General features: G+C 66.5%; 24 protein-coding genes. 10 read left to right on the forward strand and 14 right to left on the reverse strand.

What is annotated here, in order from left to right; all coding sequences use genetic code 11:
• Window positions 1-48: 48 nt before the first annotated feature.
• The 5 genes from ABIE51_RS18330 to ABIE51_RS18350 all read left to right on the forward strand — a co-directional run bounded on the left by ABIE51_RS18330 (window position 49) and on the right by ABIE51_RS18350 (window position 6125).
• The gene (locus ABIE51_RS18330) at window positions 49-780 is read left to right on the forward strand and encodes an ABC transporter ATP-binding protein (protein WP_115841911.1); all 732 of its coding nucleotides are present in this window, start codon (window positions 49-51) and stop codon (window positions 778-780) included.
• Between the two features lie 11 nt (window positions 781-791).
• Window positions 792-2111, forward strand: a complete 1320-nt coding sequence (locus tag ABIE51_RS18335; RefSeq protein ID WP_115841912.1) for an ABC transporter permease — start codon at window positions 792-794, stop codon at window positions 2109-2111.
• Window positions 2112-2126: 15 nt separating this feature from the next.
• Window positions 2127-3362 carry an ABC transporter permease gene (locus ABIE51_RS18340; protein WP_192632747.1) on the forward strand — a complete coding sequence of 412 codons (1236 nt, stop codon included), beginning with the start codon at window positions 2127-2129 and terminating at the stop codon, window positions 3360-3362.
• A 107-nt stretch (window positions 3363-3469) separates the two neighbouring features.
• Window positions 3470-4804: a sigma-54-dependent transcriptional regulator gene (locus ABIE51_RS18345; protein ID WP_192632746.1), complete on the forward strand. Its 1335-nt coding sequence runs from the start codon at window positions 3470-3472 to the stop codon at window positions 4802-4804.
• 4 nt (window positions 4805-4808) lie between these two features.
• Window positions 4809-6125 (forward strand): sensor histidine kinase, encoded by a 1317-nt coding sequence (locus ABIE51_RS18350; RefSeq protein WP_192632745.1) that lies wholly within the window; start codon window positions 4809-4811, stop codon window positions 6123-6125.
• A 237-nt stretch (window positions 6126-6362) separates the two neighbouring features.
• Here ABIE51_RS18350 and glmU read toward each other — a convergent pair whose 3' ends face one another.
• Window positions 6363-7733, reverse strand: coding sequence for a bifunctional UDP-N-acetylglucosamine diphosphorylase/glucosamine-1-phosphate N-acetyltransferase GlmU (gene glmU, locus ABIE51_RS18355; protein WP_192632744.1), 1371 nt, complete (start codon window positions 7731-7733; stop codon window positions 6363-6365).
• 204 nt (window positions 7734-7937) lie between these two features.
• Between glmU and ABIE51_RS18360 the strand changes: the two genes are divergently transcribed.
• On the forward strand, window positions 7938-8252 hold the full coding sequence (locus ABIE51_RS18360; protein ID WP_502913313.1) for a GtrA family protein: 315 nt from the start codon (window positions 7938-7940) through the stop codon (window positions 8250-8252).
• 104 nt (window positions 8253-8356) lie between these two features.
• Here the strand turns inward: ABIE51_RS18360 and ABIE51_RS18365 are convergent, their stop codons facing one another.
• From ABIE51_RS18365 to ABIE51_RS18405, 9 genes are all read right to left on the reverse strand, one after another.
• Window positions 8357-8782 carry a F0F1 ATP synthase subunit epsilon gene (locus ABIE51_RS18365; RefSeq protein WP_157031252.1) on the reverse strand — a complete coding sequence of 142 codons (426 nt, stop codon included), beginning with the start codon at window positions 8780-8782 and terminating at the stop codon, window positions 8357-8359.
• A 145-nt stretch (window positions 8783-8927) separates the two neighbouring features.
• Window positions 8928-10328 carry a F0F1 ATP synthase subunit beta gene (gene atpD, locus ABIE51_RS18370; RefSeq protein WP_115841919.1) on the reverse strand — a complete coding sequence of 467 codons (1401 nt, stop codon included), beginning with the start codon at window positions 10326-10328 and terminating at the stop codon, window positions 8928-8930.
• A gap of 147 nt (window positions 10329-10475) precedes the next feature.
• The gene (gene atpG / locus ABIE51_RS18375; protein ID WP_157031253.1) at window positions 10476-11339 is read right to left on the reverse strand and encodes a F0F1 ATP synthase subunit gamma; all 864 of its coding nucleotides are present in this window, start codon (window positions 11337-11339) and stop codon (window positions 10476-10478) included.
• A gap of 113 nt (window positions 11340-11452) precedes the next feature.
• Entirely contained in the window at window positions 11453-13003 is a 1551-nt protein-coding gene (gene atpA, locus ABIE51_RS18380) for a F0F1 ATP synthase subunit alpha (RefSeq protein ID WP_115841921.1), read from the reverse strand.
• Window positions 13004-13051: 48 nt separating this feature from the next.
• Window positions 13052-13579, reverse strand: a complete 528-nt coding sequence (locus tag ABIE51_RS18385; protein ID WP_192632742.1) for a F0F1 ATP synthase subunit delta — start codon at window positions 13577-13579, stop codon at window positions 13052-13054.
• Window positions 13580-13627: 48 nt separating this feature from the next.
• Complete coding sequence (locus ABIE51_RS18390) at window positions 13628-14098, reverse strand: F0F1 ATP synthase subunit B (RefSeq protein ID WP_115841923.1); 471 nt, start codon at window positions 14096-14098, stop codon at window positions 13628-13630.
• A 95-nt stretch (window positions 14099-14193) separates the two neighbouring features.
• The gene (atpE, locus tag ABIE51_RS18395; protein ID WP_192632741.1) at window positions 14194-14472 is read right to left on the reverse strand and encodes a F0F1 ATP synthase subunit C; all 279 of its coding nucleotides are present in this window, start codon (window positions 14470-14472) and stop codon (window positions 14194-14196) included.
• Between the two features lie 77 nt (window positions 14473-14549).
• Window positions 14550-15380, reverse strand: coding sequence for a F0F1 ATP synthase subunit A (atpB, locus tag ABIE51_RS18400; protein ID WP_115842075.1), 831 nt, complete (start codon window positions 15378-15380; stop codon window positions 14550-14552).
• A gap of 10 nt (window positions 15381-15390) precedes the next feature.
• Window positions 15391-15759, reverse strand: coding sequence for a hypothetical protein (locus ABIE51_RS18405; RefSeq protein WP_232338469.1), 369 nt, complete (start codon window positions 15757-15759; stop codon window positions 15391-15393).
• Between the two features lie 260 nt (window positions 15760-16019).
• Here ABIE51_RS18405 and ABIE51_RS18410 point away from each other — a divergent pair, with 260 nt between their 5' ends.
• Complete coding sequence (locus ABIE51_RS18410) at window positions 16020-16238, forward strand: DUF2061 domain-containing protein (RefSeq protein WP_115841925.1); 219 nt, start codon at window positions 16020-16022, stop codon at window positions 16236-16238.
• 416 nt (window positions 16239-16654) lie between these two features.
• Window positions 16655-17458, forward strand: a complete 804-nt coding sequence (locus tag ABIE51_RS18415; protein ID WP_192632900.1) for an outer membrane beta-barrel protein — start codon at window positions 16655-16657, stop codon at window positions 17456-17458.
• Between the two features lie 72 nt (window positions 17459-17530).
• Here ABIE51_RS18415 and lpdA read toward each other — a convergent pair whose 3' ends face one another.
• The 4 genes from lpdA to ABIE51_RS18435 all read right to left on the reverse strand — a co-directional run bounded on the left by lpdA (window position 17531) and on the right by ABIE51_RS18435 (window position 22394).
• Entirely contained in the window at window positions 17531-19351 is a 1821-nt protein-coding gene (lpdA, locus tag ABIE51_RS18420) for a dihydrolipoyl dehydrogenase (protein WP_192632740.1), read from the reverse strand.
• Window positions 19352-19370: 19 nt separating this feature from the next.
• Window positions 19371-20048, reverse strand: a complete 678-nt coding sequence (locus ABIE51_RS18425; protein WP_232338470.1) for a hypothetical protein — start codon at window positions 20046-20048, stop codon at window positions 19371-19373.
• Window positions 20045-21484: a dihydrolipoyllysine-residue acetyltransferase gene (locus tag ABIE51_RS18430; protein ID WP_192632739.1), complete on the reverse strand. Its 1440-nt coding sequence runs from the start codon at window positions 21482-21484 to the stop codon at window positions 20045-20047. Before ABIE51_RS18430 ends, ABIE51_RS18425 begins: the two co-directional genes overlap by 4 nt.
• Window positions 21485-21575: 91 nt before the next feature.
• The gene (locus ABIE51_RS18435) at window positions 21576-22394 is read right to left on the reverse strand and encodes a DUF2884 family protein (protein WP_192632738.1); all 819 of its coding nucleotides are present in this window, start codon (window positions 22392-22394) and stop codon (window positions 21576-21578) included.
• Between the two features lie 317 nt (window positions 22395-22711).
• Between ABIE51_RS18435 and ABIE51_RS18440 the strand changes: the two genes are divergently transcribed.
• Together ABIE51_RS18440 and ABIE51_RS18445 are read left to right on the forward strand one after the other, a co-directional pair.
• Window positions 22712-23362, forward strand: a complete 651-nt coding sequence (locus tag ABIE51_RS18440; RefSeq protein WP_192632737.1) for an OmpW/AlkL family protein — start codon at window positions 22712-22714, stop codon at window positions 23360-23362.
• Between the two features lie 180 nt (window positions 23363-23542).
• Entirely contained in the window at window positions 23543-23737 is a 195-nt protein-coding gene (locus ABIE51_RS18445) for a hypothetical protein (protein ID WP_192632736.1), read from the forward strand.
• The last annotated feature ends 3 nt before the right edge of the window (window positions 23738-23740 follow it).

A 23740-nucleotide genomic window follows, 5' to 3' on the forward strand; every position in this document is an offset into this window, starting at 1 on the left:
CCTATCCGCATCACCGCACGCACGAACAGAACGACCCAGGAGCCCGCCATGTTGAAGATGACCCACCTGAGCAAGGTTTACCGCACGCACATGATCGAGACGCACGCGCTGCGCAGCTTCGACATCCACGTGCGCGAAGGCGAGTTCGTCGCCGTCACCGGGCCGTCGGGCTCGGGCAAGACGACGTTCCTCAACATCGCCGGCCTGCTGGAGGACTTCAACGACGGCGATTACCTGCTCGACGGCGTATCGGTGAAGGGCCTGGACGACAACGCGCGTTCGCGCCTGCGCAACGAGAAGATCGGCTTCATCTTCCAGGGCTTCAACCTGATCCCCGACCTGAACCTGTTCGACAACGTCGACGTGCCGCTGCGCTATCGCCGCATGGGCGCGGGCGAGCGCAAGGAGCGCATCGAGCACGCACTGGGTCGCGTGGGGTTGTCGTCGCGCATGAAGCATTACCCGTCGGAACTGTCGGGCGGCCAGCAGCAGCGCGTGGCGATCGCGCGTGCGCTGGCCGGCTCGCCGCGCCTGCTGCTCGCCGACGAACCCACCGGCAACCTCGACTCACTGATGGCGCGCGGCGTGATGGAACTGCTGGAGGAGATCCACGCGCAGGGCACCACGATCGTGATGGTGACGCACGATCCGGAACTGGCCGCGCGCTCGCAGCGCAACGTGCACATCATCGACGGCCAGGTGACCGACCTGGACGACGCGCCGCGCCTGGGCGGTGAAGTCCACGCCGCCGCGCACTCCGCCACCGTCACGGCCGGCTGAGGAACGCACCCATGTTCACCTACTACCTGCGACTGGCGGCCATCTCGCTCAAGCGGAACCGCATCCTCACCGCCCTCATGGTCGCGGCCATCGCGCTGGGCATCGGCATGTCGATGACCTCGATGACCGTGCTGCACATGATGGGAAGCAACCCGATGTCCTACAAGGACGAACAGGTGCGCCGCGTGCAGCTGGACAACTGGGACGTCAACGAGCCCTGGGACGAGGACTACCCGACCGAACCGCCGGAGCTGATGACTTACCAGGACGCCAACAACCTGGTGAACGCGCACAAGGCCGAGCACGAGGCGGCGTTCTTCCCCAACGTGCTTCCGCTGGAACCGGAGAAGCGCGAGATCAAGCCGTACATGGTCGAAGCGCTGTTCACCACGTCGGGCTTCTTCCCGATCTTCGAGCCGCCCTTCCGCTACGGCACCGGCTGGACGCCGGCCGAAGACCGCAGCGCCGCGCGCGTGGCGGTGATCGATGCGGAGACCAACGACAAGCTCTTCGGCGGCGAGAACAGCGTCGGCCGCAAGGTGCGCCTGGGCGGCGAGGACTTCACCGTCGTGGGCGTGCTCGACAAATGGCGCCCGACGCCGCGCGTGTACCACGTCTCCAACGGCGCCTTCAACGATCCGCAGTCGGTGTTCGTGCCGTTCTCGTTCGGCATCGAGAAGAAGCTCAACAGCAACTCGAACAACAGCTGCTACAAGGATTCCGAGCCCGGTTACGAAGGGCTGCTGGCATCGGACTGCATCTGGATCGACATGTGGGTGCAGGTCAAGGATGAAGCCGATGCGCAGCGGTACCTGGGCTTCCTCAACGACTACGTCGGCGAGCAGAAGAAGGCCGGCCGCTTCGCGCGTCCGGTCAACAACCGCGTGTACACGGTGTCCGAATTCCTGCAAGCGCAGCGCGTGGTCGGTCGCGACGTCCGCACGCAGGTGTGGCTGGCGTTCGCGTTCTTCGCCGTGTGCCTGATCAACACCGTGGGCCTGCTGCTGGCGAAGTTCATGGGCAAGGCGCCGGAAATCGGCCTGCGTCGCGCAGTGGGCGCGAGCAAGCCGGCGGTGTTCGCCCAGTACCTGACCGAATCGGGACTCGTCGGCATCGCCGGCGGCCTGCTCGGACTGGTGCTGACGGGGCTCGGATTGCTGGCGCTGCGCAAGCTCTATGCAGGCACATCGATCGAACGGTTGGCCGAACTGGACTGGGTGATGGTCGGCCTGTCGCTGCTGATCGCACTGGTCGCCAGCCTGATCGCCGGCCTTTATCCGACGTGGCGCGCCTGCCAGGTGCAGCCGGCCACGCAGTTGAAGACGCAGTAAGCCGAGGACACCACCATGGAATTCCGACCGATCCTCAATGCGCTCATGCGCAACAAGACCGGCCTGCTGCTGATCGCGCTGCAGGTCGCCATCACGCTGGCCATCGTGTGCAACAGCGTCTTCATCATTTTGCAGCGCATCGAGAAGGTGAACCGTCCCAGCGGCATGGACGAGAAGGCGCTGTTCACCATCACCAGCCTCGGCTTCGCACCTGACTTCGACCTGCGCGGCAGCCTGCGCCAGGACCTGGACGCGCTGCGTTCGATTCCGGGCGTGATCGATGCGACCACGATCAACTCCGTGCCGCTGTCCAACGGCGGCTGGAGCGAAGGCATCACGACGCTTCCGGAAAGCGCGCCGGAAGACCAGCGCAAGAACACGCCGACCTCGATCTACATCGTGGACGACCACGGCGTGAACACGCTGGGCGTGCACCTGGTGGCCGGCCGCAACTTCACCGCCGACGACGTGAGCTACCGCAGCCGCGACGACAAGGGCACGCCGAACTCGGTGATCGTCACGCAGGCGCTCGCCGACCAGCTGTACCCCGACGGCAACGCGCTGGGCAAGCCGATCTACAGCGGCCTGGGCGGCAAGGGTTCGTCGAGCACGATCGTGGGCATTGTGGAGCGCCTGCAGGCGCCGTGGGTGGGCTGGGACAAGGTCGAGCACGCGCTGCTTGTGCCGCAGTACCAGGACGGCGAGTTCGACAACTCCGCGCGTTACCTCATTCGCACCGATGCGTCGCGTCGCGACGAGATCATGAAGGAAGCCGAACGCAAGCTCGGCGAGATCAACACCGGGCGCATCGTGCGCGGCCTGCAATCGGTGGAGGAAGTGCGCGGCGAGAGCTATCGCCAGGACCGCGCGATGACCATCGTGCTGACCACGGTGATCTTCTCGCTGCTCGCGGTGACGGGCCTGGGCATCGTCGGCATGGTCAGCTTCTGGGTGACGCGTCGCGTGAAGCAGATCGGTACGCGTCGTGCGCTGGGCGCTCGCCGCTTCGACATCCGCCGCTACTTCATGATCGAGAACGTGATCGTGGTGGGCGTGGGCATCGCGCTCGGCCTGCTGCTCACCTACGGCTTCAACCTCTGGCTGATGAAGCACTACGAGCTGCCGCGCCTGGCGTGGTACTACGCGCCGCTGGGAGCGTTGACCGTGCTGCTGCTCGGCCAGCTGGCCGTGTTCGGCCCGGCCACGCGCGCCTCCCGCGTCTCGCCGGCGGTGGCCACGCGTACGGTGTGATCGCCGGGCGCCGTGCGTCCGCAGGAACCTCGTAACCGGCGGCGGCCGTTCCCACTCTCTCCGGGACGGCCGCCGCGTCATGTCGGCCCACTGCTACCCTAAGGCTCATGCGGACCATCCTCGTCATCGACGACAACCACGCGGTGCACGTCGCGCTGGACGTGCTGTTCTCGTTGGCCGACCTGCGCGTGCTCAGCGCGGAGTCGCCGGACGAAGGCCTGCAACTGCTCGAACGCGAAACCATCGACCTGGTGATCCAGGACATGAACTTCACCGCCGACACCACGTCCGGCGAGGAAGGCATCGCGTTGTTCCGCACGATCCGCGACCGCTTCCCCGACCTGCCGATCATCCTGCTCACCGCGTGGACGCGGCTGGAATCGGCGGTCGCACTGGTGAAAGCCGGCGCCGCCGATTACCTCGGCAAGCCGTGGGACGACCACAAGCTGATGACCACGGTCACCAACCTGCTGGAGCTGGGTGAGGCGAACCGCGCGCTCGCGCAGCACCGTGATGGCGAACGTCGTCGCCGGCAGGAACTGGAGCGCCAGTACGATCTGCGCGGCGTCGTGTTCGCCGATCCCGCGAGCGAACGCGTGGTGAGCCTGGCGTGCCACGTCGCGCGGGCCGACGTGCCGGTGCTCATCGCCGGCCCGAACGGCGCCGGCAAGGAGCGCATCGCCGAGATCATCCAGGCCAATTCGTCGGTGCGCGAAGGTCCGTACGTGACGCTCAACTGCGGCGCGTTGCCGTCGGAGCTGATCGAAGCCGAGCTGTTCGGCGCTGAGGCCGGTGCCTACACTGGCGCCAACAAGGCGCGCGAAGGCAAGTTCGAAGCGGCCGACGGCGGCACGCTGCTGCTGGACGAGATCGGCAACCTGCCGCCGGCCGGGCAGATGAAGCTGCTGCGCGTGCTCGAAACCGGCCGCTTCCAGCGCCTGGGGTCCAACCGCGAGCGGCAGGTGAAAGTGCGCGTGATCGCCGCCACCAACGCCGACATTCCCGCGATGATCCGCGCCGGCACGTTCCGCGAAGACCTGTATTACCGCCTCAACGTGATCGAACTTCGCGTGCCGCCGCTGGCCGAGCGTCGCGGCGACATCCTGCCGCTGGCCGAGCACTTCCTCGAAGGCCGGCGTCGCCTCAGCGATGCCGCGCGCGGCGCGCTGCTGCGGCATGCGTGGCCGGGCAACGTGCGCGAGATGAAGAACGCGATCCAGCGTGCGCTGCTGCTGGGTTCGGCCGATGTCATCGACGCGGAGGAGCTCGGCCTCGCAGCGTCGCCGCCCGCGCCGCGCACGCACGATGGCGAACCCGATCGCGACGCCATCGAAGCCGCGCTGCAACGCGCCGGTGGCGTGATGAGCCAGGCGGCGGCGGACCTCGGCCTGAGTCGTCAGGCGCTGTACCGCCGGCTGGACAAGCTCGGCATCGCGCGGTGATGCGATGGACGCGCCGAAGCGCCACTTCTCGATGGCCGGAAAGCTCGCGCTGCTGCTGTTCGCGGCAATGCTGGGCGCCGTCGGGTTGTGCGCGCTGCTGATCGACTGGCTGGGCAATGCGCTGCTCGGCGCGAGCCTCACGCTGGTGGTGTGTGCGCTGGTCGCACCGTTGATCGCGCAGCGCTACCTCGCGCGACAGCTGAGCCTGTTCCGCGCGCTCTCCGGTTCGGTCGCCAGTTTCCGCGATGGCGATTTCAGCTTCAGCGTCACGCGCCGCTCGCACGATGAGCTCGACGACCTGGTCGAAGCGCACAATGAACTGGGCCGAGTGTTGCGCGACGAGCGCCAGTCGCTGTTCCAGCGCGAACTGCTGCTGGACACCGTGGTGCAGAACACGCCGACCGCGCTGCTGCTGATCGAAAGCCGCGGCGCGATCGTGTACGGCAACCTCGCCGCGCGCCAGCTCTTCCACGACGGCCGCAAGGTCGAAGGCCTCAAGTTCCCGCAGCTGATGGAGCACACGCCGGCGCCGCTGCGCGAAGCGCTGGGCGAAGGCCGCGACCGGCTTTTCAGCTTCGAACACGCCGGGCAGGAAGAGACCTACCACCTCGCGCGCCGCGACTTCCACCTCAACGGCCGCGTGCACACGCTCTACATGTTCAAGCGCCTCACGGCCGAGTTGAACCGGCAGGAAGTGGCGACGTGGAAGAAGGTGATCCGCGTGATCAGCCACGAGCTCAACAATTCGCTGGCGCCGATCACGTCACTGGCGCATTCCGGTGCGGAACTGCTGCGTCGCGAGGATTACGAGAAGCTTGGCCGCATCTTCGAAACCATCGAGGAACGCGCGCGGCATCTGCACGGCTTCCTGCGCGGTTATTCCAGCGTCGCCAAGCTGCCGGTGCCGGAGCTGGAATCGGTGGACTGGGCGCCGTTCCTGTCGCGACTGCAGCAGCATTACGGCTTCCATCGCGGCCCGATCCCAAGCGAACCGGCGCGCTTCGACGCGGCGCAGGTCGAACAGGCGCTGATCAACGTCCTGAAGAATGCGCACGAGTCGGGCTCTAACGAAAGCGACGTGACCCTGAGCGTGCGACAGGCCGGCCGCGTCGTGCGCGTGGAGGTGAGCGATCGCGGGCCGGGCATGTCGGACGCGGTGCTCGCGAACGCGCTGGTGCCGTTCTATTCCACCAAGCGCACCGGCAGCGGCCTGGGCCTGGCGCTGGCGCGCGAGATCTGCGAAGCCCATGGCGGCCGCATCGGCCTGGCCAATCGCGATGGCGGCGGGCTGACGGTGAGTTTGACGCTGCCGGTGGAGTGAGGCGCGCCGTTCGCTGGTGACGCGCTGCCGCGCACCTTATGTGTCATCGCGTGAAACCTGTCATCCCGGCGAAAGCCGGGATCCAGGCTATCAAGGCATCCGCAGTCGGCGTTCGTCATAGAGGCGAAAGCACCGCAAACTTCCCACGGCGCGGGCCTGGGTCCCGGCTTTCGCCGGGATGACGCTATGTGCGGCGAGCGAGTCGGGTGAAGTGCCCTCACCCGCGTCGATGCGAAGTCAGGCCTTCGGCTTCTTCTTCGGGCGCTGCCAGCCTTCGATCGTCGCCTGCCGCGCGCGCGCGACCGTGAGCTTGCCTTCGGGCGCATCGCGCGTCACGACGGAGCCGGCAGCGATCGTCGCCTCGCGACCGATCGTCACCGGCGCGACCAGCGAGGAATTCGAACCGATGAACGCACCGTCCTCGATCGTCGTCGTCGACTTGTTCACGCCGTCGTAGTTGCAGGTGATCGTGCCTGCGCCGACGTTCACGCCCGCGCCGATGACCGTGTCGCCCAGATAGGTGAGGTGATTGGCCTTGCTGGTGACGCCGATGCGCGCGTTCTTGGTCTCGACGAAGTTGCCGACATGCACGCCATCGGCGAGCACGGTGCCCGGACGCAGGCGCGAGTACGGGCCGATCTGCGCGGCGCCTTCGACGATCACGCCATCGAGATCGCAGTGGGCGCGGACTTCGGTGCCCGGGCCGAGGGTGACGTCCTTGAGGCGGCAGAACGGACCGATGCGCACGCCGTCGCCGAGCACGACCTTTCCTTCGAGCACGACGTCGACGTCGATCTCCACGTCATGGCCCACGCGCACTTCACCACGCTGGTCGAAACGCGACGGATCGGCCAGTCGTGCACCCTGCAGACACAGCGCACGCGCGGCGCGACGCTGGAACGCGCGCTCCAGCTGCGCGAGCTGCCAAGCGTCGTTCGCGCCTTCGACTTCGATCGGATCGACGACGTGCACCATCTCGGCCGCGTTGAACTCGGCGGCGGCAGAGGCGAAGACATCGGTGAGGTAGTACTCGCCCTGCGCGTTGTCGTTGCCCAGGTGCTGCAGCCAGCGGCGCAATGCCTCGCCGTCGGCGACGAGGATGCCGGTGTTGACGGTGCGGATCTCGCGCTGCTCGTCGTCGGCGTCCTTGTGTTCGACGATGCGGCCCACGCGGCCCTGCGGATCGCGCACGATGCGGCCGTAACCGGTGGGATCGTCGAGATCGGCGACCAGCACCGCGATGCGGCCTTCCGCGGCGAGCAGACGCCGCAGCGTCTCGGCGGTGATGAGCGGCACGTCGCCGTACAGCACCAGCACGCGCGCATCGACCGGCACCGACGGCATCGCGTGCTGCACGGCGTGGCCGGTGCCCAGGCGCTGCTCCTGCTCGGTCCAGTGGAGATCGGTCTGGTCGGCGAACGCGGCCCGCACCTGCTCGCCGCCGTGGCCGTAGACGATGTGGATGCCGGCGGCGCCGAGCTGGCGCGCGGTGTCGATCACGTGACCCAGCATCGGCTTGCCGGCGATCTTCTGCAGCACCTTGGCCGTGGCGGACTTCATGCGCTTGCCCTCGCCGGCGGCGAGGATGACGACGTGGAGCGGGTTCATGCGATGAGGGACTCGTGGACGCGACCGCGGGGATCTTATCAATGCGAAACGCAACGCGCCGTGCGTGTGGGTCGCGTGCAGGGACGCGCGCGGGCCTCGCTTAGAATCGCGTCATGCGTAACCGCCCCGATCGTTCGACCCTCGCCCGGCAAGGCGGCCGCTACGTCGTGGTCGGCGGCGTGCAGCTGCTCGTGGACTGGGGCCGTGTTCGTCGCGCTCAGCGCGTCGGGGCTGCTGGTGGAACCGGCGAACATCATTGGACGGATCAGCGGCGCGGCGATCGGATTCTGGGCGAACGGCCGGTTCACGTTCGCCAGCGACGAGACGGCGCTCGGTGGCCGGCAGTTCGCGCGCTTCGCGCTGATGTGGCTCGCGACGACAGCGATCAGCACCTGGGCGGTGGGGCACATCGACGACGCCGTCGGCCTGCGTTGGGCGTGGTTGGCGAAGCCGGCGATCGACATGACGGTCGCGGCGATCGGCTTCGTGCTGTCGCGGCACTGGGTGTATCGGCGGTAGTCGCGTACGCCGCTCGCCGGCGAGGCCAAACAAAAAAGCGACGGGGTCTCCGTCGCCTTCTGTGCATCGAGCGGGCTGCGCGCAGCGATCCCGCAGCGTTGCCGTCAGTGCTTCATGTTCTTGCGCAGGCGCTCCAGCGCGCTGAGCTGGGCGATGCTCATGGCCAGCTGGCTCTGGGCTTCTTCCATGCTCATCTTCGGATCCTTCTTCGACAGGATCCGCTCGGCTTCTTCCTTCGCGTCGCGGACGGCGGCTTCGTCGATGTCCTGCGCACGCACGGCGGTGTCGGCCAGCACGGTGACGACCGTCGGCTGCACCTCGAGGATGCCGCCCGAGATCGCGAAGTCCAGCTGCTCGCCACCCGGCAGGGTCACCACGACCTTGCCCGGCTTCAGGCGGGTAATCAGCGGCGCGTGCTTCGGCGCGATGCCGAGCTCGCCGATTTCACCGGTGGCGACCACCAGCTCGGCGTCGCCGTGGAAGATTTCCTGCTCGGCGCTGACGATGTCACAACGAATCGTGGATGCCATGGAGAACGTGCCTTTCTTCTGCGTCCCCCTCTCCCGCCTGCGGGAGAGGGTTGGGGTGAGGGCGGAAGCAGAGCCTCCACCCTGACCCTCTCACCTTCGCGCACCTTTCGGGCGCCGCGATGGGAGAGGGAACAAGATCAACCGATCAACCGGTGATCTTCTTGGCCTTCTCGACCGCTTCCTCGATGCCGCCGACCATGTAGAACGCCTGCTCCGGCAGGTGGTCGTACTCGCCTTCCACGATGCCCTTGAAGCCGCGGATGGTGTCCTTCAGCGACACGTACTTGCCCGGCGAACCGGTGAAGACTTCGGCCACGTGGAACGGCTGCGAGAAGAAGCGCTCGATCTTGCGGGCGCGCGACACGGCCTGCTTGTCTTCTTCAGACAGCTCGTCCATGCCCAGGATCGCGATGATGTCCTTCAGCTCCTTGTACTTCTGGAGCGTCGACTGCACCTTGCGCGCGACTTCGTAGTGCTCCAGGCCGATCACGTTCGGATCGAGCTGGCGCGAGGTGGAGTCGAGCGGGTCCACGGCGGGGTAGATACCCAGCGAGGCGATGTTTCGCGACAGCACGACGGTGGCGTCGAGGTGTGCGAAGGTGGTCGCCGGCGACGGGTCGGTCAGGTCGTCCGCGGGCACGTACACGGCCTGGATCGAGGTGATCGAACCGGTCTTGGTCGAGGTGATGCGCTCCTGCAGGACGCCCATTTCCTCGGCCAGCGTCGGCTGGTAACCCACCGCCGACGGCATGCGGCCCAGGAGTGCCGACACTTCCGTACCGGCCAGCGTGTAGCGGTAGATGTTGTCGACGAACAGCAGCACGTCACGGCCCTTGCCCGAGGCGTCCTTCTCGTCGCGGAAGTACTCGGCCATCGTCAGGCCGGTCAGCGCGACGCGCAGGCGGTTGCCCGGCGGCTCGTTCATCTGGCCGTACACCATCGCCACCTTGTCGAGGACGTTGGAGTCCTTCATCTCGTGGTAGAAGTCGTTGCCCTCGCGGGTACGCTCGCCCACGCCGGCGAACACGGACAGACCCGAGTGCGCCTTGGCGATATTGTTGATCAGTTCCATCATGTTGACGGTCTTGCCGACGCCGGCGCCGCCGAACAGGCCGACCTTGCCGCCCTTCGCGAACGGGCACATCAGGTCGATGACCTTGATGCCGGTTTCCAGCAGCTCGTTGGCCGAGGACTGGTCTTCGTACGTCGGGGCCGCGCGGTGGATTTCCCAATGATCGGCAGCCTGCACCGGGCCGGCTTCGTCGATGGCGTTGCCCAGCACGTCCATGATGCGGCCCAGCGTGCCGGCGCCGACCGGCACCGCGATCGCGCGGCCGGTGTTGGTGGCGACCAGGTTGCGCTTCAGGCCGTCGGTGGAGCCCAGGGCGATGGTGCGGACGACGCCGTCACCGAGCTGCTGCTGGACTTCGAGCGTGATGGCGGTGTTGTCGACCTTCAGCGCGTCGTACACCTTCGGCACGGACTCGCGCGGGAACTCGACGTCGACGACGGCGCCGATGATCTGAACGATCTTGCCCTGACTCATTGTGGTTGCTCCGATTAACTTTGTTCGTTTCGGCGGCTTGCGTCGCCCGATTGATTCGTTGTGATTCGTGATTGGTGATTCGTGATTCGGTCGAGCGCGAAACGCTGCTTCTAACGAATCACCAATCCCGAATCACCAATCACGGCCTTACACCGCCGCGGCGCCGCCGACGATTTCCGAGATTTCCTGCGTGATCGCAGCCTGGCGGGCCTTGTTGTAGACCAGGTTCAGCGTGCCGATCAGCTTGGTGGCGTTGTCGGAGGCGGCCTTCATCGCGACCATGCGCGCGGCATGCTCGGACGCGACGTTCTCCAGCACCGCCTGGTACACCAGCGACTCGACGTAGCGGTTGAGCACGTGGTTCAGCACGCTCTCCGCATCGGGCTCGTAGATGTAGTCCCAGTCGTGCCTGGCGACCTGCGTCTCCGACGGCGGCAGCGGCAGCAGCTGGTCGAACGCCGCGCGCTGGGTCATCGTGTTGACGAAGTCGTTGTAGCAGACGAACACGCGGTCGAGGTTGCCGCTGCTGTAGCCGTCCAGCATCACCTTGACCACGCCGACCAGGTCTTCCAGCTTCGGCTGGTCGCCCAGGTGGGTGACCGAACCGACCATGTTGACCTTGATGCGACGGAAGAAGACCGAAGCCTTCTGGCCGATGGTGACCACATCGATCTCGACGCCCTGCTCGTGCCACTTGCGGAACTCGCCGAGCAGCTTGCGGAACAGGTTGTTGTTCAGGCCGCCGGCGAGGCCGCGGTCCGACGAAACGATGATGTAGCCGACGCGCTTCACGTCCTGGCGCTCGACCAGGTACGGATGCTGGTAATCGGAGTTGGCCTGCGCCAGGTGGCCGATCACCTGCTTCATCACGCGCGCATACGGACGCGAGACCTTCATGCGTTCCTGCGCCTTGCGGATCTTGGAAGCCGAGACCATCTCGAGCGCGCGCGTCACCTTGCGGGTGTTCTGCACGCTCTTGATCTTGGATTTGATTTCGCGTCCGCCTGCCATCTGTCGCTCGCTCTGCTCGCTCGTGATTCGTGATTGGTCATTCGTGATTCGTGTGGTCGGCGATCCGCGTGCTGCTTTTGCGAATCACCAATCCCGAATCACGAATCACGGCTTCACCAGGTGCCGGTCTGCTTGAACTCGGCGATGCCCTTCTTGAAGGTCGCCTCGATCTCGTCGTTCCAGTTGCCGGTGCTGTTGATCGTCTTGACCAGCTCGCCCTGCGTGTTGACGAAGTGGGCGTGCAGGCCCTCTTCGAACGCCAGGATCTTGTTGACCGGCACGTCGTCGAGGTAGCCCTCGTTGACGGCGTAGATCGACAGGGCCTGCAGCGCGATCGACATCGGCGCGTACTGCTTCTGCTTCATCAGCTCGGTGACGCGCTGGCCGCGCTCGAGCTGCTTGCGGGTGGCTTCGTCCAGGTCGGAGGCGAACTGCGCGAACGCAGCCAGCTCACGGTACTGGGCGAGCGCGATGCGGATGCCGCCCGAGAGCTTCTTGATGATCTTGGTCTGGGCCGCACCACCGACGCGCGACACCGAGATACCGGCGTTCACGGCCGGGCGGATGCCGGCGTTGAACAGGTCGGTTTCCAGGAAGATCTGGCCGTCGGTGATCGAGATTACGTTGGTCGGCACGAACGCGGACACGTCGCCGGCCTGCGTTTCGATGATCGGCAGCGCGGTCAGCGAACCGGTCTTGCCCTTCACTTCGCCGTTGGTGAACTTCTCGACGTACTCCTCGGACACGCGCGCGGCGCGCTCAAGCAGGCGGCTGTGCAGGTAGAACACGTCGCCCGGGTAGGCTTCGCGGCCCGGCGGACGCTTGAGCAGCAGCGAGATCTGGCGGTAGGCGACGGCCTGCTTGGACAGGTCGTCGTACACGATCAGCGCGTCTTCGCCGCGATCCATGAAGAACTCGCCCATCGTGCAGCCCGAGTAGGCCGAGATGTACTGCATGGCGGCCGATTCGGACGCCGTGGCGGCGACGACGATCGTGTGCGCCAGCGCGCCGTTCTCTTCCAGGCGACGCACGATGTTCGCGACGGTCGAGGCCTTCTGGCCGATCGCCACGTACACGCACTTGATGCCCGTGCCCTTCTGGTTGATCACCGCGTCGATGGCCAGGGCGGTCTTGCCGGTCTGGCGGTCGCCGATGACCAGCTCGCGCTGGCCGCGGCCGATCGGGATCATCGCGTCGACGGTCTTGTAACCGGTCTGCACCGGCTGGTCGACCGACTTGCGCCAGATCACGCCCGGGGCGACGCGCTCCACCGGAGCGGTCTGCGAGGCGCCGATCGGGCCCTTGCCGTCGATCGGCTCGCCCAGCGCGTTCACGACGCGGCCGAGCAGTTCGCGACCCACCGGCACTTCGAGGATGCGGCCGGTCGTCTTGGCGACGTCGCCTTCGCGCAGGTGCTCGTAGTCACCCAGGACCACGGCGCCGACCGAGTCGCGCTCCAGGTTCAGCGCCAGCGCGTAGGTGCTGTTCGGCAGCTCGATCATTTCGCCCTGCATCACGTCGGCCAGGCCGTAGATGCGCACGATGCCGTCCGACACCGAGGTGACGGTGCCTTCGTTGCGCGCTTCGGCGGTCAGCTTGACCTTCTCGATGCGGGTCTTGATCAGTTCACTGATTTCGGACGGGTTGAGCGTGGTGGTTGCCATGGGTTGAGTCCCTTGATCCGGCATAGACCGGAATTGCAGATGAATTCGTTATTGCGACAGCGTCGACTGCAGGCGCTCGAGCTTGCCCTTCAGCGAGCCGTCGATGACCACGTCGCCCGCGTCGATCACGGCGCCGCCGATCAGCGAGGCATCGACCGCCGTCTCGATCTCGACCTCGCGGCCGAAGCGCTTCTTCAGCGCGGCCTTGATGGCGTCGAGTTCGGCGGACGGCAGCTCGCTCGCAGCGGTGACCTTCGCCTTGACCACGCGCTCGGCTTCGGCGCGCAGCTCTTCGAACTGGCCGGTGATTTCCGGCAGCAGCACGAGGCGGCGGTTGTCGGCGAGCAAGCCGAGGAAGCGGGTGAAGGCTTCATCGGCGCCGTCCGGCGCAAGCAGGCCGACCGCGTCGACAGGGTTCAGCAGCGGGTGGCCGAGCAGCGCCTGCGCCTGCGGATCGGCAGCCACGCGCGAAGCGAAGGCGAGCGCCTGCGACCACGCAGCGGTGCGACCGCCCTCGCGCGAAAGCGCGAAGGCGGCACGTGCGTACGGACGGGCGAGGGTCAAGGCCTGGGTCATTTCAGATCATTCCGCTCGAGCGAGCCTGGGTGATGCCGTGTGCACAGATCAAAGCTGGGCTGCCAGCTCGTCGAGCAGCGCCTTGTGGGCGTTGGCGTCGATTTCGCGCTTGAGCAGCTTTTCGGCGCCGGTCACGGCCAGCGTGGAGACCTGCTTGCGCAGTTCCTCGCGGGCGCGGTTCGATGCCGCCGCAATCTCGGCCTCGGCCGCCGACTTCTGTCGGTTGGCTTCGGCGATCGCGTCGTTCTTGGCCTGGTCGATGATCTGATTGGCGCGCTGGTGCGCCTGCTCGATGATCTCGTTGGCCTTCGTACGCGCGCTGCGCAGCTCGGCGTCGACGCTCTGCTGTGCCTGCGCGAGGTTCTTCTGGCTCTGCTCGGCAGCAGCCAGGCCCTCGGCAATCTTTTGTTGACGTTCTTCGATCGCCTTGTTCAGCGGCGGCCAAATGAACTTCATCGTGAACCAGATGAGGATCGCGAACGTGATCATCTGGCCGAAGAAGGTCATGTTGATATTCATGACAGCTCCGATGGAACGCTTGTCTTTCGGGCGGTTACGCCCGGGAGAGCCGCCCGGGTCACGGACGGCTCAATAGATCGGCTTGCGGCCCGGGATCAGGCGCCAGTGGCGGTCTGCAGCGCGCCCAGCAGCGGGTTGCCGAAGGCGAACAGCAGGCCGACGGCCAGCGCGATGATGAACGCCGCATCGATCAGGCCGGCCAGCAGGAACATGCGGCCCTGCAGCATCGGAACCAGTTCCGGCTGGCGGGCAGCCGACTCAAGGAACTTCGAGCCCATCAGCGCGATGCCGAGGCACGCGCCGATCGCGCCGAGGCCGACCATCATGCCGATCGCGATAGCGGTCAGGCCCTGCACACTGGCGATGAATTCCATGGTTTTCTCCTACTGAAACGTTTTGGTTTGGACGACTAAGGAAGGTGAAGCTTGGAAGGTGAAGCGGTAAAGCGAAATCAGTGACTCTCGTACGCGCCGGCGATGTAGACGACGGTGAGGATCATGAAAATGAAGGCCTGAAGCAGCACGATCAGGATGTGGAACAGGGCCCACGCCGTGTTGAACAGCACGCCCGGCACGAACATCAGCAGGCCGCCGCCCAGCAGGCCGGCGATGAGCATGAAGACCAGCTCGCCGCCGTACATGTTGCCGAACAGTCGCATCGCCAGGCTGACCGGCTTGACGAGGTACTCGATGACGTTGAGGCCGAGGTTCGCCGGTGCCAGCGCGATCTTGGCGCCGGTGCCGTGCGCGTGGAACGGCGCGGTCAGCAGTTCCTTGCCGAAGCCGAAGCCGCCCTTGGCCTTCACCGAGTGGTAGAGGATCAGGAAGAACACGACGACGGACAGGCCGAGCGTGGTGTTGAGGTCGGCGGTCGGGACCCAGCGGAAATAGGTGTGATGCGCGACTTCCGCACCGGCGGTCGTCTTCACCAACCAGCCCGGCAGGTCGAGCGGCAGCAGGTCCATGCCGTTCATCAGCACGACCCACATGAAGATCGTCAGCGCCAGCGGCGTGATCGAACGGCGGTCGCCGTGGAAGCTGTCCTTCACCTGGCCGTCGATGAACTCCAGGATCAGCTCAACGAATGCCTGTCCCTTGGACGGCACGCCGGCGGTGGCCTTGCGCGCGAAGAACGCGAACCAGCCGATGAAGATCAGACCCAGCACCAGCGACACCGCCCAGGTGTCGATATGGAACGCACCGCCGAACACTTCGATCGTGTTCTGCTGCAGGTGATGCTGGATGTATTCGTTCAGGCCGCCCGAACCGGTCTGTTCGCTCACGAAAGACACCTTATCGTTTCAAAAGATTGGCCAGTACGAATGCCAGCGTCGCCGCGAGCACTCCCACCAGCATCGGCAATGGCGGCAGCTTGAACCCGGCCAGGCCGAGGGTTAAAACTCCAAACACCACCACCCACTTCAACATCACCCCGGCCAGGAGCCGCCCCATCGCCATGCCGGCCGGCTGGATGCCGCCGCCCAGGGCCATCAGGGCCGCCACCAGTCCGCCTGCGACGACTGCACCGCCGCCCACCGCCGCCGCCAGCGCCATTGGCGCCCCGAGGGGGATGAACGCCAGCGCGGCCAGCGCTGCCGCGGCGGCCTGCCAGGCAGTCGCGCGCGACGCCAGCCGGCGGCCTGCGGACAAGGGATCGTGCACGCGGGACTCGTCGGTCTGGGGCAGGCGCAAAGCGCCCGGTAGAGCCGCAAAAGTATAAAGGTCCCCTTAAGTCCGGGCAACCGGCGCCAGTCACGAAGCCCGGATTTCGCCCGGATTCGGGCCAATCGGCACGATTCCGGACGTCCGCGGCTTTTTCTCGAACAATAGACCGAGACTATCAGTGCGCCTGGATCATTCGATTGGACCTGCCAGAAGTCGTCCACATAATGAGAACCACTCTCATTGGAAGGACTCTCCCCATGGCCAAGACTTTCAGCTTCGCCGCCGTCCACTTCAGCGTCGCCTTCATGGTCGGCTATCTGATGACGGGCAGCGTCTGGGTCGGCGGCGCCCTCGCCTTGGTCGAGCCCGCCTGCAACACGGTCGCCTTCCACTTCCACGAGAAGATCTGGAAGCGCATCGAGGCGCGCCGGCAGCACGCTGCCCCGCACCAGGAATCGGACGCCGTCGCAGTGTGACGCCGGTCCGGTTTTTCGATGACGGCCGCGAAGCGCGGAACCTTTCCGGACTTGCCCGGTCCCAACCAGCGATCGCCCGCCGACGCTCTCTCCTCGTCAACGGCAGTCTAGGTGGGCCCTCCGAAGCCCCGGCTTGCGCCGGGGCTTCTCCTTTTGTGTCGACCCGCGCTGTGTGCGCGCTTGTTCATCGCTGACGTCTGGTCGTGCATCGCACTGAAGTGATGCGCACTGCGCATCGACGTCACTCCCACCTTGCGCAACGACGATGCAGCGCGCGTGAGTCGCATGTGAGCGTGCTTGCGCTCGAACGCACCGTCGCGACATCAACGCATGCGATGCGCGCGCTTTCACTTCTGCTGCATGTCCATTGAGGCTCCATTACGCACTCGCAATCGCCTCGATGGAGTGGACTGATGATGGAGTTGAAGCGTTTGGCCCTTGCGTTGGCCCTGTCTTCCGTATTTCTCGCCGGCGCCGCGCAGGCGCAACAGAACGATCGATTCACCCTTCGCATCGGCGCAATGGATGCCGATGCTTCCAGCGAACTGACTGCCAACACGACCTTCATGGGGCAGGACTACCGCTACAGCCAGGACTTCGATTTCGGCAGCAACGAAGTGTCGCCGCGCATCGACGGCACGTTCCGCTTCAGCGATCGCCAGCGCCTGGTGTTTGATTACTTCCAGTACGACAAGGAAAACACCACCACGCTCGATCGCGACCTGTCCTACGACGTGTACACGATCCCGGCCGGCAGCTTCGCGCGTGCCGAGGTGGAGTTCACGCTGGCCAGCCTGATGTACGACTACGCGGTGGTGGATACCGACACCTTCGAGATGGGCCTACAGATCGGTGCCGAGTGGGCGAAGCTCGACGGCAAGCTGCTCGCCGAAGCCGGGCCGTACCGTTACGAGGACAGCGACCAGGAAGACGGCTATGCGCCGGTGGTCGGTGCGCGCTTCACGTTCACGCCGAGCGAGAAGTGGCTGATCAACCTGCAGGGCCAGTACCTGGACGCCGACTGGGGCGATTTCGGCGATTACGACGGCAGCATCTCGCGCGCGAACGCGGCGGTCGAATACCGCTTCACGCCGGTGTTCGGCGCGTTCGTGGGCTACGACTGGTTCAAGCTCGACGCACGCCGCGGCGGTCGCGATGGCTCGCTCGGCCTCGACCACCGCTTCAAGGGTCCGGTCGCGGGCGTGTCGTTCTCGTTCTGATCCGGCGTCCTGCGACGCAAACGAAACAGGCGCGGAAGTCCGCGCCTGTTTCGTTGCAGTTGCTGTCCCGAGTTACTTCTTCTTCGGGATGTACAGGTCGGTGATGGTGCCTTCGTAGACTTCGGCCGCCATCGCCACCGTTTCGCTGAGCGTCGGGTGCGGGTGGATCGTCGCGCCGATGTCGCCGGCCTCGGCGCCCATTTCGATGGCGAGCGCGACTTCGCTGATCAGGTCGCCCGCGTGCACGCCGGTGATGCCGCCGCCGATGATGCGATGCGTCTTCTCGTCGAAGATCAGCTTGGTGAAGCCTTCGCCGCGGCCGATGCCCACCGCGCGCGCGGAGGCCGCCCACGGGAACTTGCCCACGCCAACATGCAGGCCCTTGGCCTTCGCCTCGGTTTCGGTGACGCCGACCCAGGCGATTTCCGGATCCGTATACGCCACCGAAGGCACGACACGCGCAACCCACTCGCGCTTCTCGCCGGCCGCGACTTCAGCGGCGAGCTTGCCTTCATGCGTGGCCTTGTGCGCCAGCATCGGCTGGCCGACGAGGTCGCCGATGGCGAAGATGTGCGGCACGTTCGTGCGCATCTGGCGATCGACCGGGATGAAGCCGCGATCGGTCACCTGCACGCCGGCCTTGTCGGCGTCGATCTTGTTGCCGTTCGGCGCGCGGCCGACGGCGACCAGCACGCGATCCCATGTGCCGTTCTCCAGCGCGGGCGTCGCGCCGGCTTCGGCCGCCTCGAACGAGACGGTGATGCCGGACTTGGAGGCTTCCACCTTCGCGGCTTTCGTCTTGAGATGGACGATGACGCCCTGCTTCTTCAGGCGATCGGCCAGCGGCTTGACCAGGTCCTTGTCGGCACCCGGCATCAGCTGGTCCATGAATTCCACGACGGTCACTTCGCTGCCCAGCGCGCGATACACCGTCGCCATCTCCAGGCCGATGATGCCGCCGCCGACGACGAGCAGTTTCTTCGGTACCTCGGCCAGTTCCAGCGCGTCAGTGGAATCCATGATGCGCGGATCGTCCCACGGGAAGTTCGGCAGCTTCACGGCCTGCGAACCGGCCGCGATGATGCACTGCTCGAAACGCAGCAGCTGCGTCTTGCCGTCATCGCCGGTGATTTCGAGTTCATTGGGCGAGACGAACTTGCCGACGCCCTGCACCGTACGCACCTTGCGCTGCTTGGCCATGCCGCCAAGGCCCTTGGTGAACTGACCCACGACCTTGTTCTGCTTGAAGTCGCGCAGCTTGTCGAGGTCGATCTTCGGCTTGCCGAAGCTGATGCCGATGTCGGACGAATGCGCGGCTTCATCGATCAGCGCCGCCGCGTGCAGCAGCGCCTTGGACGGAATGCAGCCGACGTTGAGGCACACGCCGCCGAGGCTGGCGTAGCGCTCGATGAGGACCGTATCCAGGCCGAGGTCGGCCGCGCGGAACGCCGCCGTGTAGCCGCCGGGGCCGGAACCCAGGACGACGATGCGGCATTCGATGTCGGCCTTGCGGCCCGTGCCGAGCGCAGGCTTGGGCGCCTCGCTCGGCGGTGCGGCCGGCGACGGTGCCACCGGCGGCCTGGCCTGTTCGGGAGCAGCCGGCGCGGCAGGCGCCGCGGCCTTCGGCGCTTCGGCCTTCGGTGCAGCGGCTCCGCCGGCGCCTTCGAGCACGACGATCACGGCGCCTTCGGCGACCTTGTCGCCGACCTTGACCTTGATTTCCTTCACCACGCCTTCGTCGGACGAGGGCACTTCCATCGTGGCCTTGTCCGATTCCAGCGTGACCAGGCCCTGGTCCTTCTTCACCGTGTCGCCGACGGCGACGAGCAGCTCGATCACGGGCACGCCGTCGTAATCGCCGATGTCCGGCACCTTGACTTCAATCGTCGCCATTGTGGGGGTCTCCTGCGACTCAGCCGGTGGCGCCGGCGAGCGTCTGTTCCAGTTGCGATTCCAGCTCGTCCAGCGACTCCTCGAGCTTGCGCCAACGCTTGAAGCGCTTCTCGTCGCTGTCGTCAGTGGCCTCGATCAGCAGGCCGAGCTGTTCCATGAGTTCGGCGGTCGGCCCGCACGCGGGTTGCAGCCCGCTGACGCGCAGCGGCTCGCCGGTGGCCGATTCGCCGACGACGAACAGCAGCACCTCGCCTTCGTGGAACTGCGCCGCGCGGTCGGCCGGCACCTGCGTGCTGAGCGCGCGCTGCCAATCGGTCACGACGCGACGCGCAAGCGCGGCGGGCATCGGCACTTCGACGACGTCGGGCTGCTGGCCGACGCGAAGCTCGCGCTTGCCGCCGCTCCACACTTCGACGCGTTCGTCCGCTTCGGTGAAGCGAAGCCGCCAGTCGCCCTCGCCTTCGCCGGCAAACAGCTGCACGCCGCTTTCGACGCTGCGCGCAGGCAGGCGGGTCAGGCTGAGCACGGGCTTGGCACCGCCGAAGAACAGCTGCTCCACGGCCGTGCCGTAGTTCTCCGTCGCCGGCGGCCAGCCGCGGCCGAGGTCGACCGCGCACGCATCGGCGGCGTGTGCGGCGGACGTCGTCGCGAGCGCTGCTAACGCCGCAAGCGCCACCCCCAGCGCGCGCTGCGTCACAGCAGCACGCGCCGCATGTCGGCCAGCAGCTGCGCCAGGTACGCGGTGAAGCGTGCGGCGGCGGCGCCGTCGATGACGCGGTGGTCGTAGCTCAGCGACAGCGGCAGGATCAGGCGGGGCGCGAACTGCTTGCCGTCCCACACCGGACGGATCGCCGACTTCGACACGCCGAGGATCGCGACTTCCGGCGCGTTGACGATCGGGGTGAACTTCGTGCCGCCGATGCCGCCGAGCGAGCTGATCGAGAAGCAGCCGCCGGTCATGTCGGCCGGGCCGAGCTTGCCGTCACGCGCCTTCTTCGCCAGCTCCGAGGTTTCCTGCGCGATCTGCAGCACGCCCTTCTTATCGACATCGCGCACGACGGGGACGACCAGGCCGTTCGGTGTGTCGGCGGCGAAGCCGATGTGGAAGTACTTCTTCAGCACCAAGTTCTCGCCCGAACCATCCAGCGAGGCGTTGAAGGTCGGGTACTTCTGCATCGCGGCGACGGAGGCCTTCATCAGGAAGGCGAGCATCGTGAGCTTGACGCCGCTCTTCTCGTTTTCCTTGTTGAGCGCGACGCGCAGCTCTTCCAGATCGGTGATGTCGGCATCGTCGTGCTGCGTGACGTGCGGGATCATCGCCCAGTTGCGCGCGAGGTTCGCGCCGGACAGCTTCTGGATGCGCGACAGCGGCTTGCTCTCGATCTCGCCGAACTTGGCGAAGTCGACCTTCGGCCACGGGAGCAGGTTGAGGCTGCCACCACCGCTGACGGGTGCGGCGCCGGCCGACGGCGCGGTACCGCCTTCCATCACCGACTTCACGAACTTCTGCACGTCCTCGCGACTGATGCGGCCACCGCGCTCGCTGCCGCCGACCTGCGCCAGGTCCACGCCGAGCTCGCGCGCGAACAGGCGCACCGCCGGGCTGGCGTAGGGCACCTTGTCGGGCATCAGTTCATTGGAATCGAACGTCACCGGCGGGCTGCGCGGGGGCATGGCCTCCGGGTCCACGCCCGGACGCGAGGCATCAATGGACGCCTGCGCGATGCGGTCGGCCTGCTGCGGGACGACGACGGGTTCGACGCTGGTACCGGTCTCCGCCGCCCGGACCTGCTGCGACGGCGCGGCGGGTTCGGCGCGGGCCGGCGCGGCGGCCTTGGCCGGCTCGGCCTTCGGGGCTTCGGGCTTCGGCGCTTCGGCCGCAGGCGCGGCGTCGGTCGGTTCGATCAGCGCAACCACGCTGCCTTCGGCCAGTTCGTCGCCGATCTTGACCTTGATCTCGCGGATGACGCCGGCGAACGGCGCCGGAACCTCCATCGTGGCCTTGTCCGATTCGAGCGTGACCAGTCCCTGGTCCAGCTTCACCGTGTCGCCTACCGCGACCAGCAATTCGATCACCGGCACGCCGTCGTAGTCCCCGATGTCGGGAACGCGTGCTTCTTTGAGCTCAGCCATTGTGGGGGGTCCCGCAGACGCGAAAACCCTATTGTGCGGTTTGGCGGCCCATGCGCCAACCAAGACTTCCGTACGTACCGGTATCCGGTACTCAGCGTGTCTTTTCAGGAAGTTGCCCGGCCCGGGCCGCTTCCTCGGCGGCGTTCGCAGCCGGGGCGTCGTCGTCCGGCCGGCTCGCCCGGAGCAACCCCAGCGGCTGTCCGCCCGGCAGGCGGAATTCGAGCGCGTCGTCGATCCGGTCCAGTTCGACCATGCGACGGCACAGGCCCTGCGCCCGTGCTTCCAGCGCCCGGGCGCGTGGTTCGACGCGGGCGTCGATCTGGGCGTCCAGGTCTTCCAGCCGCTTGAGCCGCGACGCATCGCCGCTGAAGGCCGCGCCGATCGCGCCGGACACGATATCGCCGATCATGCTCGGGATCACCTCGGCCACCGCTTCGCCGATGCCGTCGCCGAGCTCGCGGCCGTTGAAGCGCGTCGCGGTGACCGAGCGTGCGAGCCGCGCGTCGATCTGCGAACGCGCGCGATCGAGTTTCTGCTGCACCAGCTTCGGGTCGCTGGCGAATCCGGTCGCCACTTCGCCCAGCACCGTGAAGGCGATGTCGGCGGCGTCGCGCCCGATGGCCTGGGCCTCCGGCATCGCGGCGCGTGCGCCCTGCTCGAAATCGACAATGCGCTGGCGGTCGGCGGCGTTCAACTCGACCCAGCGGTCGTCGACGAAGAGCCTGCCCTGCCGCATGACGATCGCGTGCGGCACGCCCGCCTCGCGCGTGAGGATGACGCTGCGCTCGTCGATGGTCAGGTCGTAGTCACTGTCGATGTCGCACGAAGCATCGATGTCCACCTCGGCCGCGAAGGCCGGCGCGGCCACGAACGCGAAGCACAACGCGCACGACGCTAACTGTCGATTCATGGAGCACTCCCCCGCCCTTTCCGTGGGTTTCCATCTTGCCTCCTGCGTGCCGCGTTGTCCTCCACCGCGAATACACGCCCGTCGGAAAGCCGATGCGTGGAGCGTTCGTCAACGATGCGAGCGCATGGTCAAGCAAGATTCATCACGAACGTGGCAGACGCGCGCGCAGCGCGTAGCCGTGAGCGCTGCGCGAAAGTTCCGCGCATCGCGATTGCACGGCAAGAACGGTTCATCGACCGATCGCTACGGTGGCGGCGCCTTCAAAGGCGATGCCTCCCCCAGGCGTGATCGATAAACCAATAACAGGAGATTTCTCCATGAAGCACTTTCGTCAGTTGACCCTGGCCGTCGTGGCCACCCTCGCCATCGCCCCTGCTTTCGCGCAGGAGATCACCGGTCCCGATACCAGCGGCAAGAAGTTCGCGGTCGTCGGCGGCTACACGCTGGCCGAACCGACCAAGAATCCGATGATTGCCGGCGAGCGCACCAACGTGGACGGCGACGGCGCCGCCACGCTGAGCGCGAACTACTACATCACCGACAACATCGCCGTCGAGGCGTGGGGCGCGGCCGACAAGTTCGGCAACCGCGTGCGCACGCCCAATGGCAAGGTCGCCAGCGTCGACACCCAGCCGTACGCGCTGAGCGGCCAGTACCACTTCGGCAACACGCAGAGCATCGTGCGTCCGTTCGTGGGCCTGGGCTACTTCGAAGCCAACACCGACGGCGAGAAGGCCGAACCGACCGGCCCGCTGGCCGGCCAGCACATCGGCGTTGAAACCGCCAAGGGCGCGATCGCGACCGCCGGCGTGGACGTCAACATCACCCCGACGTGGTTCGCCCGTGCGGACGTGCGCTACATGCACGACACCACCGGCCAGCCGAACGTCACCGTCGACGGCGCCAACGTCGGCAAGGCCGAGTTGAATCCGGTCACGGTGGGTGTGGGCCTCGGCGCGCGCTTCTAAGTCGCAGCGTTCCATGCACGCGAGACGGGCCCCTCTGGGGCCCGTTTCGTTTCGGTCGCGGGACGACTTCACACGAAGCGCGCTCGCGGCTCGACCGCACGCTGAACGCATTCACGCCACGCTAACCGCCTCCCCGTAGGGTCGCGGTGACCCCTGAATTCCCCCTGCAAGGAGTTGCGCATGACCACCAAGCTCGACAAGCCCCTGCGTCGCGAAATCCAGATCGAGGAACGCGCCTACACCCTGACCATCGATGCCGACGGCCTCAAGCTGGTCGAAAAAGGCCGCCGCAATGGCCAGGAATTGCGCTGGTCCGATCTGGTCAGCGGGAATGCGCAGCTGAACGCGGCGCTGTCGGCCAGCACCGAGCGCTGACCC

This window comes from Lysobacter sp. OAE881 (genome assembly GCF_040546665.1).
Lineage (GTDB): Bacteria > Pseudomonadota > Gammaproteobacteria > Xanthomonadales > Xanthomonadaceae > Lysobacter_J > Lysobacter_J soli.